The organism is Hallella faecis (genome assembly GCF_018789675.1).
GTDB lineage: Bacteria > Bacteroidota > Bacteroidia > Bacteroidales > Bacteroidaceae > Prevotella > Prevotella faecis.
Genome location: NZ_JAHKBE010000013.1, coordinates 1 through 15,978, shown reverse-complemented (window position 1 = coordinate 15,978; position 15,978 = coordinate 1). Strand labels below are relative to the sequence as shown.

General features: G+C 50.9%; 12 protein-coding genes. 5 read left to right on the top strand and 7 right to left on the bottom strand.

The window, feature by feature from the left end:
* The first annotated feature begins 97 nt into the window (after nucleotides 1-97).
* Nucleotides 98-1,429: a hypothetical protein gene (locus KM934_RS04840; protein WP_215759494.1), complete on the top strand. Its 1,332-nt coding sequence runs from the start codon at nucleotides 98-100 to the stop codon at nucleotides 1,427-1,429.
* A 277-nt stretch (nucleotides 1,430-1,706) separates the two neighbouring features.
* Here the strand turns inward: KM934_RS04840 and KM934_RS04835 are convergent, their stop codons facing one another.
* From KM934_RS04835 to KM934_RS04820, 4 genes are read right to left on the bottom strand one after another with little or no spacing between them, the layout of a single operon-like run.
* Nucleotides 1,707-3,539, bottom strand: a complete 1,833-nt coding sequence (locus KM934_RS04835) for a BNR repeat-containing protein (RefSeq protein ID WP_215759493.1) — start codon at nucleotides 3,537-3,539, stop codon at nucleotides 1,707-1,709.
* Nucleotides 3,536-4,936, bottom strand: a complete 1,401-nt coding sequence (locus KM934_RS04830) for an MATE family efflux transporter (protein ID WP_252344898.1) — start codon at nucleotides 4,934-4,936, stop codon at nucleotides 3,536-3,538. Before KM934_RS04830 ends, KM934_RS04835 begins: the two co-directional genes overlap by 4 nt.
* 5 nt (nucleotides 4,937-4,941) lie before the next feature.
* The gene (locus tag KM934_RS04825) at nucleotides 4,942-5,361 is read right to left on the bottom strand and encodes a hypothetical protein (RefSeq protein WP_215759492.1); all 420 of its coding nucleotides are present in this window, start codon (nucleotides 5,359-5,361) and stop codon (nucleotides 4,942-4,944) included.
* A gap of 9 nt (nucleotides 5,362-5,370) precedes the next feature.
* Nucleotides 5,371-7,341 (bottom strand): AAA domain-containing protein, encoded by a 1,971-nt coding sequence (locus tag KM934_RS04820; RefSeq protein WP_215759491.1) that lies wholly within the window; start codon nucleotides 7,339-7,341, stop codon nucleotides 5,371-5,373.
* A 12-nt stretch (nucleotides 7,342-7,353) separates the two neighbouring features.
* Here KM934_RS04820 and KM934_RS04815 point away from each other — a divergent pair, with 12 nt between their 5' ends.
* The 4 genes from KM934_RS04815 (at nucleotide 7,354) to KM934_RS04800 (ending at nucleotide 12,850) form a co-directional block, all read left to right on the top strand.
* Nucleotides 7,354-7,614, top strand: a complete 261-nt coding sequence (locus KM934_RS04815) for a hypothetical protein (RefSeq protein ID WP_215759490.1) — start codon at nucleotides 7,354-7,356, stop codon at nucleotides 7,612-7,614.
* Nucleotides 7,615-8,609: 995 nt separating this feature from the next.
* A complete protein-coding gene (locus KM934_RS04810) occupies nucleotides 8,610-9,812 on the top strand; it encodes a phospholipase D family protein (protein WP_215759489.1) in 1,203 nt (400 codons plus the stop codon).
* The gene (locus KM934_RS04805) at nucleotides 9,812-11,128 is read left to right on the top strand and encodes a DNA adenine methylase (protein WP_252344897.1); all 1,317 of its coding nucleotides are present in this window, start codon (nucleotides 9,812-9,814) and stop codon (nucleotides 11,126-11,128) included. The genes KM934_RS04810 and KM934_RS04805 overlap by 1 nt, the downstream gene beginning before the upstream one ends.
* Before the next feature lie 3 nt (nucleotides 11,129-11,131).
* Nucleotides 11,132-12,850, top strand: coding sequence for a site-specific DNA-methyltransferase (locus KM934_RS04800; protein WP_215759488.1), 1,719 nt, complete (start codon nucleotides 11,132-11,134; stop codon nucleotides 12,848-12,850).
* A 528-nt stretch (nucleotides 12,851-13,378) separates the two neighbouring features.
* Here KM934_RS04800 and KM934_RS04795 read toward each other — a convergent pair.
* From KM934_RS04795 to KM934_RS04785, 3 genes are all read right to left on the bottom strand, one after another.
* Nucleotides 13,379-14,116, bottom strand: coding sequence for a hypothetical protein (locus tag KM934_RS04795; RefSeq protein WP_394369481.1), 738 nt, complete (start codon nucleotides 14,114-14,116; stop codon nucleotides 13,379-13,381).
* A 116-nt stretch (nucleotides 14,117-14,232) separates the two neighbouring features.
* A complete protein-coding gene (locus KM934_RS04790) occupies nucleotides 14,233-15,489 on the bottom strand; it encodes an ammonium transporter (RefSeq protein WP_215759487.1) in 1,257 nt (418 codons plus the stop codon).
* 56 nt (nucleotides 15,490-15,545) lie between these two features.
* Entirely contained in the window at nucleotides 15,546-15,902 is a 357-nt protein-coding gene (locus KM934_RS04785) for a P-II family nitrogen regulator (protein WP_215759486.1), read from the bottom strand.
* Nucleotides 15,903-15,978: the final 76 nt, after the last annotated feature.

Sequence of the window (15,978 nt, the reverse complement as noted above, 5' to 3'; positions counted from 1 at the left end):
GACAATGACCGAAGGCCGTCGACTGCGGCGTGGTAACGGCAGGGTGGGACGTCCCAGAAGAGAGAATTGACGAACTTTACATTAAAACATCAAGAATATGAGAAAAACTTTACTCACCATGGTTGCCATGCTGGCAACAAGTGGCGCTGTGATGGCGCAGAACGGTATTACTGAGGTCCCCGACGCTGACATGCTGGGCACAATGGCTACTGCCATGTCGCCTAACGGCCGATATATTGGTGGATCGGTTTACGCCACAAACGGTGGCTTCCTGTTTGATCGCGAGACCAAGAAGGTTCAGATGTACGACGCTCTGGACGTGAACACCGACCTGCAGATCAAGTCGATCTCCAACGATGGTCTGGCTGTGGGATGGAACGGTCCAGCCTGCACGTTCGACTTCAACACCAACACCGTCAAGTCGTTTGGTGCGGCCGACCAGTACCTGTTCATCGGCATCAGCCCCAACGGCAAGCTCATCGTAGGCGCCCGTTACGATGGTGATGATGCACAAGGCACGCCTTGCTACTTCAGCAATGGCACACCGGTCGACCTGCCCCAGTCGTCGGATAAGTTCCTGGGCTACAATTCCGACGGCGCTTCGGCCCTGTCGGTGAGCGACGACTCGCTGATCTCGGGCTATTATGTTGACAACATGGCTACGCGCCCCGCTACGCTGTGGGCCCTCAACAAGGACGGCAAGACATTCTCAAGCTATCCCATCTCACGTCGATTCTTCGCTTCTTCGATGGAGTCGACCATGCCTTACGTCATCTTCAGCTGCGACCAGACGGTGATGAGCGCCAATGGCAAGTGGCTTGCTGTGAACTTCGAGAAGTACATTGGCCAATGGGAATCAGTGAAGGGCGTGGCCCGTTACAACACGGAGAACGACTCGGTCGACTTCTTCATTGCCAACGAAGACGATGACCGCTTTGCCGACGTAGGCACTGAGACTTACGCCTTCGCTGTGTCGAACGATGGCACCGTGGTAGGTTTCTATGGTAGCGCGTTTGAATCTCGTGTGGCATACAGATGGAAGAAGGGCGAGGCCGACATTGAGCGTCTTGCCACAGCTTTCCCTGGCGCTACTCGCTTGGCCGCTTACGATGAGGGCGGTTTCAACACACCGAGTGGCATCTCTGCCGATGGCCGTTACATCTCAGGTTTCGGTTATGCGGCCGATACCACCGCTGAGGTTGAGGATGGCGAGGAGCCCCAACGCAACTGGGTGTCATGGATTCTCGACACAGAGGATCCTGCCGCTTCGGTCGGCACCGGTGTTGAGAAGGTGCAGGTCAACAAGGCCAACGCAGCCAGCGTAAGAGCACGCTACGCCATCGACGGCACCAAGCGTCAGAGCAAGTTCAAGGGTTTGAACATCCTGCAGCTCACCAATGGCAAGGCCATCAAGACCATCGAAAAATAAACATAGCATAAGTTCATAACTACCGAGTGGAAGCGAACCACTTGGCACCTATAGCCCAGGGCGTGATGCCTTGGGCTATATTTTTGGTATGCTACCCACGGGTAGCGATATGGATTATTTGTTAAACATACTGGCAAAACCATTGGTGAGAGCACCATTTTGGGCGCCTTGCCAGGGTTGTGGAGGAAGAATAGCACAAAGGCGTACAACCAATCTCGATGAGACTTTGGTTGTACGCCTTTGTCGTTTAGCGAATCCGCTGATGGGTGGTGTGGCCTTAGCGCTTGTTGCTGAGCGCGCCCACTTCGTCTTGGTTGAGTGCGCGGCTCCACTGTTGCAGGTTGGTGCTGAGGTTGCCACAACGAACGTTCTTGAGCTTCAGTCCCTTGCAGGGAATGTACAGCTCGAGCACCTCGTTGCGGTAAACGCGCAGGGTGGCGCCGTCGTAGGTGGTGGTCAGCATGGCGTCGGTGATGGGCGTAACGTGGGTGTCGCCCGATGTTCCGATAGAGTAGAACGCCCAGTTGTCGGCTGTTGCGAAGAGGTTGCCGCTCTTCACGCTCTTGGCCTTGCTACCCTTGCCCATGTTCACAAAGATGTAGTTGTCGGTTGTGATGCCCACCGTCAGTTGGTCGCTGGCGAAGAGCGTGGCGTCGCTGGTGCGCTTCCCGTCCTTCTCCTGATGGAACGTGGCGGCAACGCTAAACTTCTTGCAGCCCTTGGCCTGTGTCACCAGCCCGTTGCCGAGGTCCACCTTCTCTTCCGGCAGGTTGTAGTCGGCCACGATGCTTGTGGGGTAACCCTTCGGATAATGCTTGTTGACCATCCAGTAATAATAGTCGCCATGCATCCACGCCAGTCGCAACGCACTGTTCTTTGAGCCCGGCAACAGGTAGGGGCGCATGTTGTTCTTGTCCGAGTTGCGTGTCAGCTGCTCCGACGATTCCACCTTGCCATTGTCGGCCACGTTGTATTTCCAAATCTCGTAAACGCCCTCCTTATTGTATGCGCCCTCCTTGGTGGGAATGGAGAGGTAGAGCGTGTTGATGTTCTCGGGGTCGAGCGCCATGCCACCACTGTAGCAACGCTCCGTGCGGTTCCAGTTCTGGTGGAACGCGTGGCCTCCCAGCTGCACCCATGTGTCGCGCCATTCGCTGCCCGTCCAACGGCCGTAGTGGTAGGCATGCGTGGTCTTGGCGTTGTCGATATGGGTGTAGGCAATCACGGGGTTGGCGTCCTGGTCGAGCGCGATCTGCCACACCCAGTTGCGCACACCCGGCGTGTGGTCTACCACGGTGAAGGGATACTGGTTGAGATACGCCTCACTCTTGTTGACGCGGAACACGCCGTCGGCCACCTGCTGCAACGTGTTGCCCTTGATGTCCTTGAGGATGGGGCCGTTGCCGTGGTTGATGTCCACCACGTTGAAATACAACCAGTTGGGCATCTCGTTGTCGGGATGGCCCGTGGTGTAGGTGAGGTAAATCTTGTCCTTGCCGTTGCTGTGATACTTGGCGTAGGGACGTGCGCCCGTCGACTGCACGATCTGCTTCGGTCCGAAGTCCACCGTCACATTGTCGTTGGCGTCGGGCATGGTGATGCGCGCCATGGTGGGGTGCCAGTTGATGCCGCGCCAGCAGAGGTAGATGTGGTTAGGGTCGTCGCTGAGGATAAAGGGCGACGGATAGGTGGTGTTGTTCTTTGTAGAGATGAATTTCTCCTCACCGAGCTGCGTGATGTCGCCCGGCTTCACCGACACGCGATACCAGATCTTCGGCTCGTCGGTATGGCGGGTGTAGAAAATCATGACACGCTCGTCGGGCAACACGATGAACGTGGGGTTGTTGTGGTCGTCGGGTTGGAACACCGAGCGTATCAACACCTCCGTGCGACGGTTGTTGCGGAAATCTATTTGCGTAGCCTTCACATTGCCATGAACATCGATGTAACCGATGTAGCTGGCGTTGATGGAGCCACTTGCGTTCTCGTAGTGGATGGCGCGCGGGTCGGCAAACCAGCACCAGGCGCCCTCGTGGGTCACGGTGTGCGATGCCATCGCCGATACTATGGCCGCCATCGTCATGACCAGTGATAGTAGAATACGTTTCATTTGTTGATTGTATTAAGTTTGTTTGTATGTTTCAGATGTCGATACAGAAGCCAGAAGGCGGGCACGAGGAACACGTCGGCCGCCACCCACGCCACCGGGTCGCCCAGGCAAACGCCCGTGAAGGCCAGCGCCGGCACGAGCCACAGGCTTACGCCGCAGCGCGCTATCATCTCCATCACGCCCGAGAGCATCGAGAGGTTGCTGTAGCCCAGTCCCTGGATGGAGTAGCGCAGGATGGTGAGCACCCCCAGCAAGGGGTAGAAATAGTTGGCTATGCGCATAAACTGGGCGGCGTTGTCGACGACAGCCTGCTCCGAACCGTCTACAAACATCCGCATCATCTCGTCGGCGAAGGGATAGATGAGAAGGAACGTGAAGACAAAATACACCAGCATGATGCGCAGGGCGTCGAACACGCCACGCCGCACACGGTTGATCTCGCCGGCCCCGATGTTCTGTCCGCAATAGGTTGCCATGGCCACGCCGATGTTCTCAAACACGCAGGTGAAGAGATACTTGATGCGCACGGCGGCGGTGAACGACGCCACGTAAAGGGTGCCAAGGGCGTTGTTGGCGCTCTGCAACATGATGACTCCGACGGCCGTGATGGAGAATTGCAGGCCCATGGGCACCCCGTTGTTGAGCAGGATGGATATGCGCTTGTTGTCGTAGGCGCGCTCGTCGCCCTGCGGAATGAGCACGGTCATCTTCCTGCGGATGAAGCCATAGCATAGCGCCGACGAGAAAGCCTGTGCCAGCAGTGTGGCCACACCGGCGCCCAGCACTCCCATGCCGAGGCCGAAGATGAGCACTGCGTCGAGCGCAATGTTGAACAGCGACGAGAAGATGAGGAAATAGAATGGGTGCTTGCTGTCGCCCAAGGCGCGTATGAGACTGGCCTGAAGGTTGTAGGCTATGGTGAAAGGGATGGCCAGGAATTGCAGGAAGAGAAACGTCCATGCGTCGTCGAAGATGTCGGCGGGCGTGTTGACGAGGTGCAGGATCTTGGAGCAGAAGGCGCAGCTGAGCAGGGTGATGACCACGGCCAGCACCACGCCGATGCGCACGGCGTTGCTCACATACGACCGCATCTTGGCAAAATCCTTGGCGCCGAAGGCTTGCGCCACAGGTATGGCGAAGCCGGCGCACGAGCCGTTGCAGAAACCCATGATGAGAAACATGATGCTGCTCGACGCTCCCACAGCGGCCAGGGCGCCCACGCCGATCCATCGGCCAACGATGACGGCGTCGATCACTTGGTACATCTGTTGGAGAATATAGCCCAATACGAGCGGCACGGCAAAGCGGAGGATGCCGCGGGCGGGCGATCCCACAGTCATGTCGGTCATGCCGCCTTGGGTGCGAGGGCTATGGAGCGTGTTGGTGTTGTTGTCCATAAGGGTTAAACCATGATGTCGTCGAGGTTGAGGGCGGAGCCCAGCATACCCTTGATGGTGCTCATGCGGGCCTTGCGGGTGAGCGAGAAGTCGCAACTGTGGCGGTCTACATAGGCAAACAGCAGGAATGCCTTCTCGAGCAGCATGTCGCGCAGCGGCTTCTGCTTGTAGCTGCCTTCCACATAGAGCAGTTCGGCCAGCATCTCCAGTTTCTGCGTGCGTCGGTCGTCGGCCCACTCCTCACGTGCATAGTCGATGGCCTCGTGCGCGGTGAAGTTGCGTAGCGTCTCGTAGTCGCCCACATATTGGCGATAGAGGTCGCGCAGGTCGTCGTCGGTGCGCTTGTCGATGTCTTTCTCCAGGAAACGGCTGATGGCAGCCATAAACTCCTCGATGATGCGTATGAAATAGTCGCGTTGTAACATGGTGGTTGCTTATTCGATGTTGTCGGGTTGCGGCTCGCCGCAGGAGGTTGCGGTGGCCGCCTGTCCGTGGTGCAGGTCCTCGATGTATTGGTTGAGCTTCTTGTAGAACGGATGGCGCGTCATGGTCGATGCGTCGCCTAGGATGATGAGCTTCATGCGGGCCCGGGTGATGGCTACGTTCATGCGGCGCAGGTCGCGCAGGAAGCCGATTTGTCCGTCGTCGTTGGCCCTCACGAGCGATATGAGGATCACGTCGCGCTCCTGTCCTTGGAACCCGTCGACCGTGTTGACGGTGATGAGGCGTCGGAAGGGCTTGAAAAACTCGCGCTTCTTGATGAGGTGGCGCAGGTATTGCACCTGAGCGCGATAGGGCGATATGACCCCCACGTCGATCTGCTCGTCGAGCACTCGCTGCTTTCCAATCTTCGTGAAGTATTGCTCGAGCGTTTGCAGTGTGAGGTTGGCCTCGCCCTTGTTGACGCGCCCGAAGCTCTCGCCCACAAACTGCTCCTTGAAGGTGGGCTCGTCGGGCCCCACCTCCATCTGCGAGGTGTCGATCCAGTCGATGGGATAGTCGAGGTCGAGTATGCCGCGATGGCTAATCTGCGGTGCCGTTTTCACCTTGCCGCCATAAAACCAGTCGGAGCTGAAGCGCATGATGTCGTCGTTCATGCGATACTGCACCTGTAGGAGCGTCACACACTCGGGCTTTCGCTCCACAATGCGCTCCATGAGCGTCTTGCCCAGTCCGGCCTTGAGGGCGGCAATGCTCTTCACCGTGGGCGGCAACTGGCAGTGGTCGCCCGCCAGGATGACGCGCCCGGCGCGCCGGATGGCTATCCAGCAGGCCGCCTCAAGGGCTTGCGCGGCCTCGTCGATAAACAGGGTGGAGAATTTTTGGCCCTCCAGCAGGCGGTTGGCGGCGCCCACGAGCGTGGAGGCGATGACGCGCGCCTGCCCGAACAGTTCGGCGTTGATGCGTATCTCGAGTTCGGTGGCGCGACTCTTCAGCCGTTCCAACTTCTGGTGGTAACTGGCGTCGCGCCCCTTGCGCTTCCGCCTGAGCTCACGAATGGCCTTGCGGATGGCCCATAGCTGCGGATAGTCGGGGTGGCCCTCAAACTGTCGCTCGTAGGTGAATCCGAGCATCTTGTCGTTGACGCGCGAGGGGTTGCCGATGCGCAGCACGCTGATGCCACGGTCTACGAGCTTCTCGCATATCCAGTCGACGGCCATGTTGCTCTGTGCGCACACCAGCACTTGGCTCTCGCGCATGAGTGTCTCGTTGATGGCCTCGACGAGCGTTGTGGTCTTACCCGTTCCCGGAGGTCCGTGCACCACCTCCACGTCCTTGGCCCTGAGCACCTCGTTGACGGCGTGCTCCTGCGTTGTGTTGAGCCAGGGGAAGCGCATGGGCTCGAAGGAGAGCGTCTGCGGCTTCATGTTGGTGTAGAAGAGGTCGCGCAGGTAGGCCAACCGCCCGTTCTTTGCCTTCATCACGCGGTCGAGCGCCTCAAACATGCAGCGGTAACTCGTCTCGTCGAAGAAGAGTTGCACGCCGATGGGCTTGGTGCTGCCCTGCAGGTCGAAGGCGTGTCCCTCGGGGATGGTCACCACCATGCGGTCGCCATCCACATACGACACGGTGCCGGTGAAATTGAAATAGCGCACGCCACCCTGGGCCGCTGGTGTGGCGGTGGTGGGCTCGTCTACGGTCCAAAACACCACAGGCTTGCCGTATTCGAAGTTGTGCTCAATGTCTTGGTCGGCGGTGCGTGTCACCTCCACGCAATACTGGTTGAGCGAGTTGTAATAGGTGCGTCCAACGCTGAGGGGGAACCACGCGTCGCCGCGTTTCACCTTGCGGCCGAGGCCCACGCGCTCGGTCTGCTTGCGAAACGCCTCTTTCTCCACCTGATACTCCAACTGGAGCAACAGGCGTTGTTGTTGTAAGGCTTGTAAGGGCGATACTGCATTCATCACTGCAAAGTTATGAAAAAGAAATCAGATAGTGCGTGGTTTGTTTGGAATTTAGTGTCAGTAAGCCTTTCATTCGGCTTTTTCGTGGGGCAGTGGCGGCTTTTCGGGCAAATCCGAGCGCCGCCGTTTGAGGCCAAGACGAAGAGCAATGGAACGCGCCGCCAATCATTTCCAATGAGAGATGCTCCTGGGAAAAACGCCAACAAACCTTTCCTCAATTTAACATTTGTTCTTCACCGCAGGTACATTCGCTCGCAAATACGCCATTCTTGATGATTTTTGCAACTGTCAGATAATCAGTGAGTTGCAGTTATGTGTGCGTATTTTGGGTTCCGCTCTTCCCATTTCGCCCTCCCATCTCTGCCTAATGGCGTGGCGAAAGACCATGTATCGCATTGCCATCTCTTAGCTTTCGCGTCTCGATAGATGGCCTTTCGCGTCTCGATAGATGCCTAACCGCAAGCCGACGACTCATTTTTCGTGCTTTCGTGGCGTAAAAACGGTCCCTCCGTCCTCTGTTTCACGCAAAATCGCAACACCATTTTCTAACCAAAAAACCTTACGAACCACACCCCGCTCATCGCCTCATCGCCCACCCCGGCAGCAGCGGTTGGCGGCCATAAGTGAGCGAATGATAGAGAAAAGAAGTGCATGTGAATGAAGCCGAAGAGATGCCTCTTGTAGCCCTAATGGTTAACCCTTCATCTGCTAGAAACGAACAATCCCATTTTTCACTTAGTCTTATTAGCAACTTGCTTAGTTTCTTGTTTGTGTTGAAACGGAAGTCGTTGATGGATGAAGACTTATAGAGCGTATAGTTGTAGCCAATTTCTTGCTCGTACATCAGGTCGTATGGATCTAAAGAGACTGTACGTTGGGATTCTCGTGCAGAAGTGTCATTTTGCCTTTACATCCTCAACACACTCGTCTTTGCAAAGGTATATCTCGTGTAATGCTGATAAGATTTTGTAACACTAGTAGCCGTTGTATGTGCAGTTGCGTCTGCTAAGCACCTTGTTGACGGTTTTGTCGAGAGAGCGTTAAAAACCTTGTTATAAAAAAATGCATCTAAAAGAAGCGGCTTTCTCAGTTTTTATGCTTACCTTTGCCATTTAGCAGATGTTCTTTATTTGAGTTTTAAGCAGCAAGAAGGTAAGAGCATTGTCTGACATACGCAAGCTGTAGACAAGTTCTTGATGTTCAATGGTTTGCTTTCTCATGAAAAGATAAGTCTGCTACTTTTTAGTAACGATTAGAACATATATAATATGGACACAATAATCATAGGTCAAGGATATAATCTAAAAGAGAATACATCCGTCGGTAAAGAACTTATAGGGTTGTTCAAGTCTCATCGATACAATTCGTTTACCTGTCTTGTGGCATTTGCAAGTCAGGGAGGTGTCTCTGCCTTATCAAAGGAAATCCAAGAAGCTAAGGGTAGAGGATGTCAGCTAAAAATTATCCTTGGTGTTGACCAAAAAGGCACTTCTAAAGAAGCTCTTGAAGAAGTGCTGTCCTGGGGTGTTGATGCAAAAATCTATCATACTAATGAATTTAACATTTTTCATCCGAAGGTTTACTTGTTTGAAAACGAAGATATTTTTAGCCTTATTGTAGGTTCGAATAACCTCACTGTTCCAGGATTAGTTCAGAATGTGGAATGCTCATTGATGATAAAAGATATTAAGAGTAATCCTGTTTTGGCTAATTTCTATGAATACTGGAAAGGCATTCTTGAAGGTACAGAAGTAAATCTTTACCCTTTGACCCAAGAACTTATAGAAAAGTTATACGAGGACAGAATTGTCACTTTGGAGTCACAGCGTTTTGAAAGATATGATAAAGGAACCGATGATGAGCCTTCTGCCAGTAAACATAGAAGTATAGAATTTGGAAAAGCTGGAATACAAAAATTGCCAGAAGGATTTACTCCAAAACGTAAACAGAGACTGGTTAAGGTAAAGACTGCAAAAGCAAAACAAAAGGGTAAAAAACAGACAGAAGAACTGCGCCCAATTGGAGAACAGGTCTTGATCGCTGAAATCGGAGGAGGACCTCGTTGGAAACAAGTTAATTTTCCTATTGAGATCTTCCAAAATTTCTTTGGCGCTCAACGCAATGATAATACATACACGATTGATTTAATGAATATCTCGAAAGATGGTGCGTTAGGGGCTATTGAGACTAGGCAAGCGGTCACTGTAAAGAGTAACAATTTCCGTTTTGAGATTAAATGTGCTGAAACTATGGGAGAATATCCGGGGAATGACAAACGTCCAATAGGTCTTTTTGTAAAACTCGATAGTTCAGAGTTTTTGTATCAAGTTCTAATGCCTGATTATCCAGCCTATGAGGCAATAAAGAAATATCTATACATGGAGGCGAAACCAAGACGAACATGCGAATTAAAGCGTGTTATCCGCGATGTTGAAGCTGTTCATGCACTATATCCAGAACTTATTGTGTAATGATGAAATACAACTTTAGAACCCTTAATTATCTAGGTAGTAAATTGCGCCTGCTTGATTTCATTGAGGGTAATGTGCTTAATGTTACTAAGGAAGGTGAAGGCGTCTGTGATCTTTTCGCAGGCTCTGGTTGCGTTTCCTATAAATTGTCAAACAAGTTCTGTGTTACTTCATGTGATATTCAGGCATACTCCAGGGTGATCACTAATGCACTTATGAAGGACTTCCATGTTACTAATTTGGACATTGATGTTTTTTTGAGCGAGATTGCTAAAGAGGGCTCTTTGTATGAGAGTTTCCTTCCCTTAATAACAATGGAAGAGGAGGCTATAGAGCATAAAAATCTTGAGGTTCTCACAGACATCCTTGAACATGGCTCTGTTGAAGTTTATAGTATTGAACATAATGTCTCTCATATAACCGAACAACTACAATCGGTTTGGGATAATTTAAAAAGTAATGATTTATTAGACGTAAGGTCGCTGATAAGTCGTTATTATGGAGGCGTGTATTTCTCATACAGGCAAGCTGTTCAGATAGATCTAGTATTGGAGGCCATAAGTACATATGTTGAAAAGGATAATAGAGACTTATACCTTGCCGCATTGTTGAGCACAGCCAGCGATGTGGTCGATACTGTGGGTAAACATTTTGCCCAACCTATCAAAGCTCGAGACTCAAAGGGTGAGATCAAGATTACTGTTTATAACAAAGCTGTTAAGGATAAAACTATAGATGTACTTGGACTGTACAAGGAGTGGTTGCAACGCTACATAGAGTTGCCTAGGTCAAATAATGAACATGTGGCCATCCAAGGTGACTATATGGATTGTTTAAGAGGTCTTTCTGATAATGTGAGAACCATTTACGCTGATCCTCCATATACTCGCGACCACTACAGTAGATTCTATCACGTATTAGAAACAATGACACTAAGGGATACACCAGAGTTGTCAACAACAAATATACATGGAGGTTTTCATGTAAGTAACGGAATATATCGAAAAAATAGACATCAGTCACCATTCTGTATTAAGAGCCAGGCGCCCGATGCTTTCAAAACTATGTTTGAAAATGCTTCATCTACAAACAGGAATCTGCTGTTGTCTTACTCGCCTTACGATGAAACAAAGAAGAGTCATCCGCGAGTCGTTACGATGCAACAACTCATAACATGGGCAAAAGAATACTTTGCCTCAGTGGAGATTGTTTCTGCGGGTTCGTTTAAGCATAATAAATTGAATTCAGCAGAACACTTCCTCGATGCGTCCGATGAGGCGGAATTATTAATTGTGTGCACAAATAAAGACAAATAGGAAATGCAATTAAAGGATAATATAAAATTTGTTTATGACAAGCAAATATCTGTAGGAAATGAGAATTGCCAAAACCTCCTAATCAAAGGAGATAATAAGGCGATTCTTCCAGAACTTGCGTCAGTTTATAGAGGGAAGGTAAAGTGCGTCTATATCGATCCTCCTTATAATAATGGAGACTCATATCACTACTATGATGATAATACTTCAACAGCTTTATGGTTAAAGGAAATGAGGGTTGTACTAATGTGGTTAAAACAACTGCTTACTAAAGATGGTAGTGTGTGGATATCTATAGACGATAAGGAAATGGCCTATCTTAAAGTTGAGGCAGACACTATATTTGGTCGAGAGAATTTTGCAAGTACAATTATATGGCAACAACGAAAGACAAGAGAAAATAGGGCGGTTTTCTCGTGCAATCATGAGTATATTCTTGTCTATACGAGGGATATTAAAGCATTCAAAAAGTCTCGCAATCTTTTGCCTGTAGGGGAAGGTTTTATAGATTCAAAATACAAGAATCCTGATAATGATCCTCGTGGACCTTGGCAATCCATTTCTGCAAGTGTGCAAGCCGGCCATGCTGTGGCAAGTCAGTTTTATTCAATTACCTCTCCAACAGGAAAAGAGTTTAATCCGCCCAAAGGGCGTTGTTGGAGTTATAACCAAGAACGCATGCTTAGGGAAATTGCAGATGGTAATATTTGGTTTGGTCTTGATGGAAATAACACTCCCCGTATTAAGAAGTTTCTGAAAGACGCAAAAATTGGCTTAACTCCAGAGACTCTATGGTCTGGTGACAATTATGGCACGACAGATTCTGCAAAGAAACATCTTCTGTCATTGTTTCCAGACGTGGATCAAGTATTTGATACTCCCAAACCTGAAGAATTGATTAAGCAGATTCTTGAAATTGGAAGTAATGAAGGTGACTTGATTTTGGATTGCTATTTAGGATCAGGTACAACTATAGCCACTGCTCACAAACTCAATCGTAGATATATTGGCATAGAAATCGGTGAACAAATGACCAATCTTGTTGTGCGCCGATTAAATGACGTTATTGCGGGAGAACAAGGTGGAATATCTCAGGTTGTAAATTGGCAAGGAGGTGGCGAATTTGCTTATTATGACTTTGATAATAAGATAAGAGAAAAACAACCATCTTCATTAACAAGATCGGTAAAGAATGTAAAGCCTGTTTCTGTAAAGCAACTAAATTTGTATGAACTCTTTGACCGATATAAAGATAATCCCATCGTAGAGAATAGTATGGTTCATGAGGATCTTAGTATGAACGTATATGGAAGTTGTGGCAATTCAAGCATTCTTCCATCTAAGAATTGTCTTATTGGCCTTGTCAAGAAAGACAACTTAGAACAATACGTTGAGCGGTCGGCAAAGATTTACTATACAGGCAAGAAGTTTCCATCTACAGTGGCACTCAACAAACTTTTCTATTTTATGCCATACTTGAAAAATAAGGGTGTGCGTGATCTTTACCTTATCAAGGTTGCACGTATTGGCACTCGTAAGGAAGGGCAGTGTGGCGAGGCAAAGAATGATATTCGTTTAGTGTTTGACATAGAATTTGTAAAGCAGTTCTTCGACGACTATATGCCAGTAGAGCTTAAGATTTGGAGAACATTTACGGATACTACAGTAGAAAAAATAATGTTAGCGAAAGACGAACAAAAGAAGTATTCAAAAACCAATTAAGACATAATATAAGATCCGAAAGAGCGTAGTAGGTATATGCGGAGTTTTTGTCTTATTTTTTAAATTTGCTTTTTGTTGGCAACAATCCAGTAATGAGCTAAGCTAAGATAAACAAATGCCATAGAGCAAAGCGTTTGCTATATCCATGTGGTGGGTATATGCGTAATTATTGTCTTCTCTTTCCAAATGTTGTCAAGATTGACGCATATAGTTAATGTGTAATTGTCTATATCTCTTGGTGCCTCTTTAGATTGACGTTTCCTTGACGATATCTTTATAGATATTATTCAGCGATATACCTTACCCCATGGGGTGGAATAAAAATGCATGTGGGTTTCGGTTGGCGGCCATTGGGGCGCTGGCTACGGCAGGCTAACACATGAAGAAGCCGGCTATTCGCTCGAACGGCCGGCTCCACGAGAACTAAGTATAACTAAAAACTCGCGTGATGAATTACAATCTTCTTACTAAGTGTTTTCCATAATACCCCCTCGGCCCATGGCCATTTGGGGTGATACCTATGAGTTGTCAGGGTTGCAGTGTAAATCCTACCACAAGATAGGCCTTCTCGGTGCTGGGGTTGGCGGCCACCTGGGCAAACACCGGAACGCTGAACGCATCGGTGATCTTCAGGTCCTTGGTGGCCTTCAGGCCTACGTGGGTAACAGCAAAGCCGTGGGCGTCGCCGTAAAACGATGTGGCGTAGGGCACGGCGCCGATGCTGGCCTGCCAATCGCATCCGCCCAGTTTGAAGGGCGCTGAGGCCTCCACGTAGGATGAGTAGGCGCGGTCGCCATCGTTGTTCATGCCGTCGTTGCCGGCAAAGTTGGTGTACCAGTTGAGGGCCACCGGACCGAAGTCGTAACCCACGTTGGCTTCAAACACGTGCGATGTCTCATGGGCGGCATAGGCGAAGTAGCGCTCGTTGGGACTGTTGAACCAATAATCGGTTACGCCAATGTGGAACCCACCGGTGGAGTAGGCCGCCGTGAGGTCAAACTCCTTGGTGTCGGAAGGCTCGGAGATGCCCACGCTTCCCCAGGCTGTCAGCGAGAAACCCTTGTAGCCGATGCCCAGCGTGGGCTGCAAGGAGATGGCGCCCAGTTCCTGACCACGCCAATAGTACTGGCTCACTACGTCGGCGGCGATGGTGGTCTCTACCTTGTCCTGGGCGTTGGCGGCAGTGGCGAAGGCTGTCAGGCCGAGTGCCATGGCGCCCACCATGCGGATGTTCAACTTGTCGGCTAATCTTCTCAAATCTTTCATAATGATTAGGGATTAAGACCCAGCCGGCCTCCCACATAACAATGGGGAAAAGGTTAAGTGTCGAGGCCGACGTGGGTGCGGTTCTTTGAATCGTGTTAGTTGTTCGCTTGGGAGGCTTAGTTGTAGCAGCTCTCTCCGTGCTCGTAGATGTCGAGGCCTTCCTCCTCAATACGCTTGTCGACACGCAGGCCAACCAACTTCTTGATGCCGTAGAAGAGCACGATGCCTGCTGCGATGGCCCATACGTCGATGCAGACGATGCCCAGCACCTGTGCTCCGAAGAAGCCCCAGCCGTGACCGTAGAAGGCGCCAGAGTCGACAGCCAGCAGACCGGTCATGAGCGTTCCGAAGATACCGCACACACCATGTACGGAACTGGCACCCACAGGGTCGTCGATGTGCAGCTTGACGTCGATAAACTCGATGGAGAACACCAGGATGATACCTGCCAAGAGGCCAATGATGAGGGCGCCCAGCGGACTAACGAGGTCGCAACCTGCGGTGATGGCAACCAAACCGGCCAAGATGCCGTTCAGCGTCAGCGAGAACGAGGGCTTGCCATACTTGATCCAAGAGGTGAACATGGTGCCCAATCCACCTGCCACAGCGGCGAGGTTGGTGGTGAGGAACACATGGCTGATGGCTACGCGGTTCACCTCGCCTGAGGCTGCCAGCTGCGAACCGGGGTTGAAGCCGAACCAACCGAACCAAAGGATAAACACACCCAGGGCGGCGGCCATCAGGTTGTGGCCGGGAATGGCGGTGCTCTTGCCGTTGCGATACTTGCCCAAACGGGGACCTAAGCAGATGGCGCCCACCAAGGCCAGCACACCACCTACGGAGTGGACAATGGCCGAACCGGCGAAATCGTGGAACGTGGCGCCAAACGTGCTCATCATGAACGATGAGGGATCGGCGTTGCAGAGCCAGCCGCCACCCCAGGTCCAGTGACCCTCAATGGGGTAGATTAGCAGTGAGATAAAGAACGAATAAACGCAATACATGGAGAACTTTGTGCGCTCAGCCATGGCACCCGACACGATGGTGGCGCTGGTGGCGCAGAACACGGTCTCGAAAATCAGGAAGCCCTCGGTGGGGAGGTCGCCTTTGTAGAACGACAGGTCGCCGAAGTTGGGCATGCCGATGAAGCCGGCGCCGTCGCTGCCAAACATGAATCCGAAGCCCACAAACCAGAAGAGGACGGAGCCTACCATGAAATCGACGAAGTTTTTGAACAATATGTTTGCCGTGTTTTTGCCACGTGTGAAGCCCGCTTCGCACAGCGCAAAGCCTGGCTGCATGAAAAAGACCAGCATGGCTGCAAGCAACATCCATACGGTATCAACTGATAATGCTAAATCCTGTACACTCATAATCTTTACCTTAAAAGTTCAACAATCGGTAATTCTTTTTCTCTCGCTTGAGCCAATTACTTCTCCTGTTCGGCGTTGTAGAGGGCAATGTCGCCGCGCTCGCCTGTGCGGATGCGCACCGTGTCCTCCACGGGAATCACAAAGATGCGGCCGTCGCCAATCTCGCCCGTGCGGGCTGCCTTCTCGATGGCGGCAATGGTCTTCTCCACGTTCTTGTCGCGAACCACAATGTTGAGCAGCATGCGCTCAATGCTGCTGGTGTCGTACATCACGCCACGGTAGATGCGTGCCTGTCGCATCTTGCCTTCGCCTCTCACATCATAGTAAGAGAACCATTCGATGTCGGCGGCCAAAAGAGCCTCTTTCACATCCTCGAACTTCGTCTTGCGGATGATTGCTTCGATCTTCTTCATGTTTAATCTCTCCTTATTTAATACAATACTCTGTTAATTCTAACGTAATCGTTTGAAAATGAGGGAGTTAATTAAC

Excerpts from the sequence above, each read along its gene's own strand:
- KM934_RS04840 (WP_215759494.1), top strand. The coding sequence starts at position 98 with ATGAGAAAAACTTTACTCACCATGGTTGCCATGCTGGCAACAAGTGGC.
- KM934_RS04835 (WP_215759493.1), bottom strand. The coding sequence starts at position 3,539 with ATGAAACGTATTCTACTATCACTGGTCATGACGATGGCGGCCATAGTA.
- KM934_RS04830 (WP_252344898.1), bottom strand. The coding sequence starts at position 4,936 with ATGGACAACAACACCAACACGCTCCATAGCCCTCGCACCCAAGGCGGC.
- KM934_RS04825 (WP_215759492.1), bottom strand. The coding sequence starts at position 5,361 with ATGTTACAACGCGACTATTTCATACGCATCATCGAGGAGTTTATGGCT.
- KM934_RS04820 (WP_215759491.1), bottom strand. The coding sequence starts at position 7,341 with ATGAATGCAGTATCGCCCTTACAAGCCTTACAACAACAACGCCTGTTG.
- KM934_RS04815 (WP_215759490.1), top strand. The coding sequence starts at position 7,354 with ATGAAAAAGAAATCAGATAGTGCGTGGTTTGTTTGGAATTTAGTGTCA.
- KM934_RS04810 (WP_215759489.1), top strand. The coding sequence starts at position 8,610 with ATGGACACAATAATCATAGGTCAAGGATATAATCTAAAAGAGAATACA.
- KM934_RS04805 (WP_252344897.1), top strand. The coding sequence starts at position 9,812 with ATGATGAAATACAACTTTAGAACCCTTAATTATCTAGGTAGTAAATTG.
- KM934_RS04800 (WP_215759488.1), top strand. The coding sequence starts at position 11,132 with ATGCAATTAAAGGATAATATAAAATTTGTTTATGACAAGCAAATATCT.
- KM934_RS04795 (WP_394369481.1), bottom strand. The coding sequence starts at position 14,116 with ATGAAAGATTTGAGAAGATTAGCCGACAAGTTGAACATCCGCATGGTG.
- KM934_RS04790 (WP_215759487.1), bottom strand. The coding sequence starts at position 15,489 with ATGAGTGTACAGGATTTAGCATTATCAGTTGATACCGTATGGATGTTG.
- KM934_RS04785 (WP_215759486.1), bottom strand. The coding sequence starts at position 15,902 with ATGAAGAAGATCGAAGCAATCATCCGCAAGACGAAGTTCGAGGATGTG.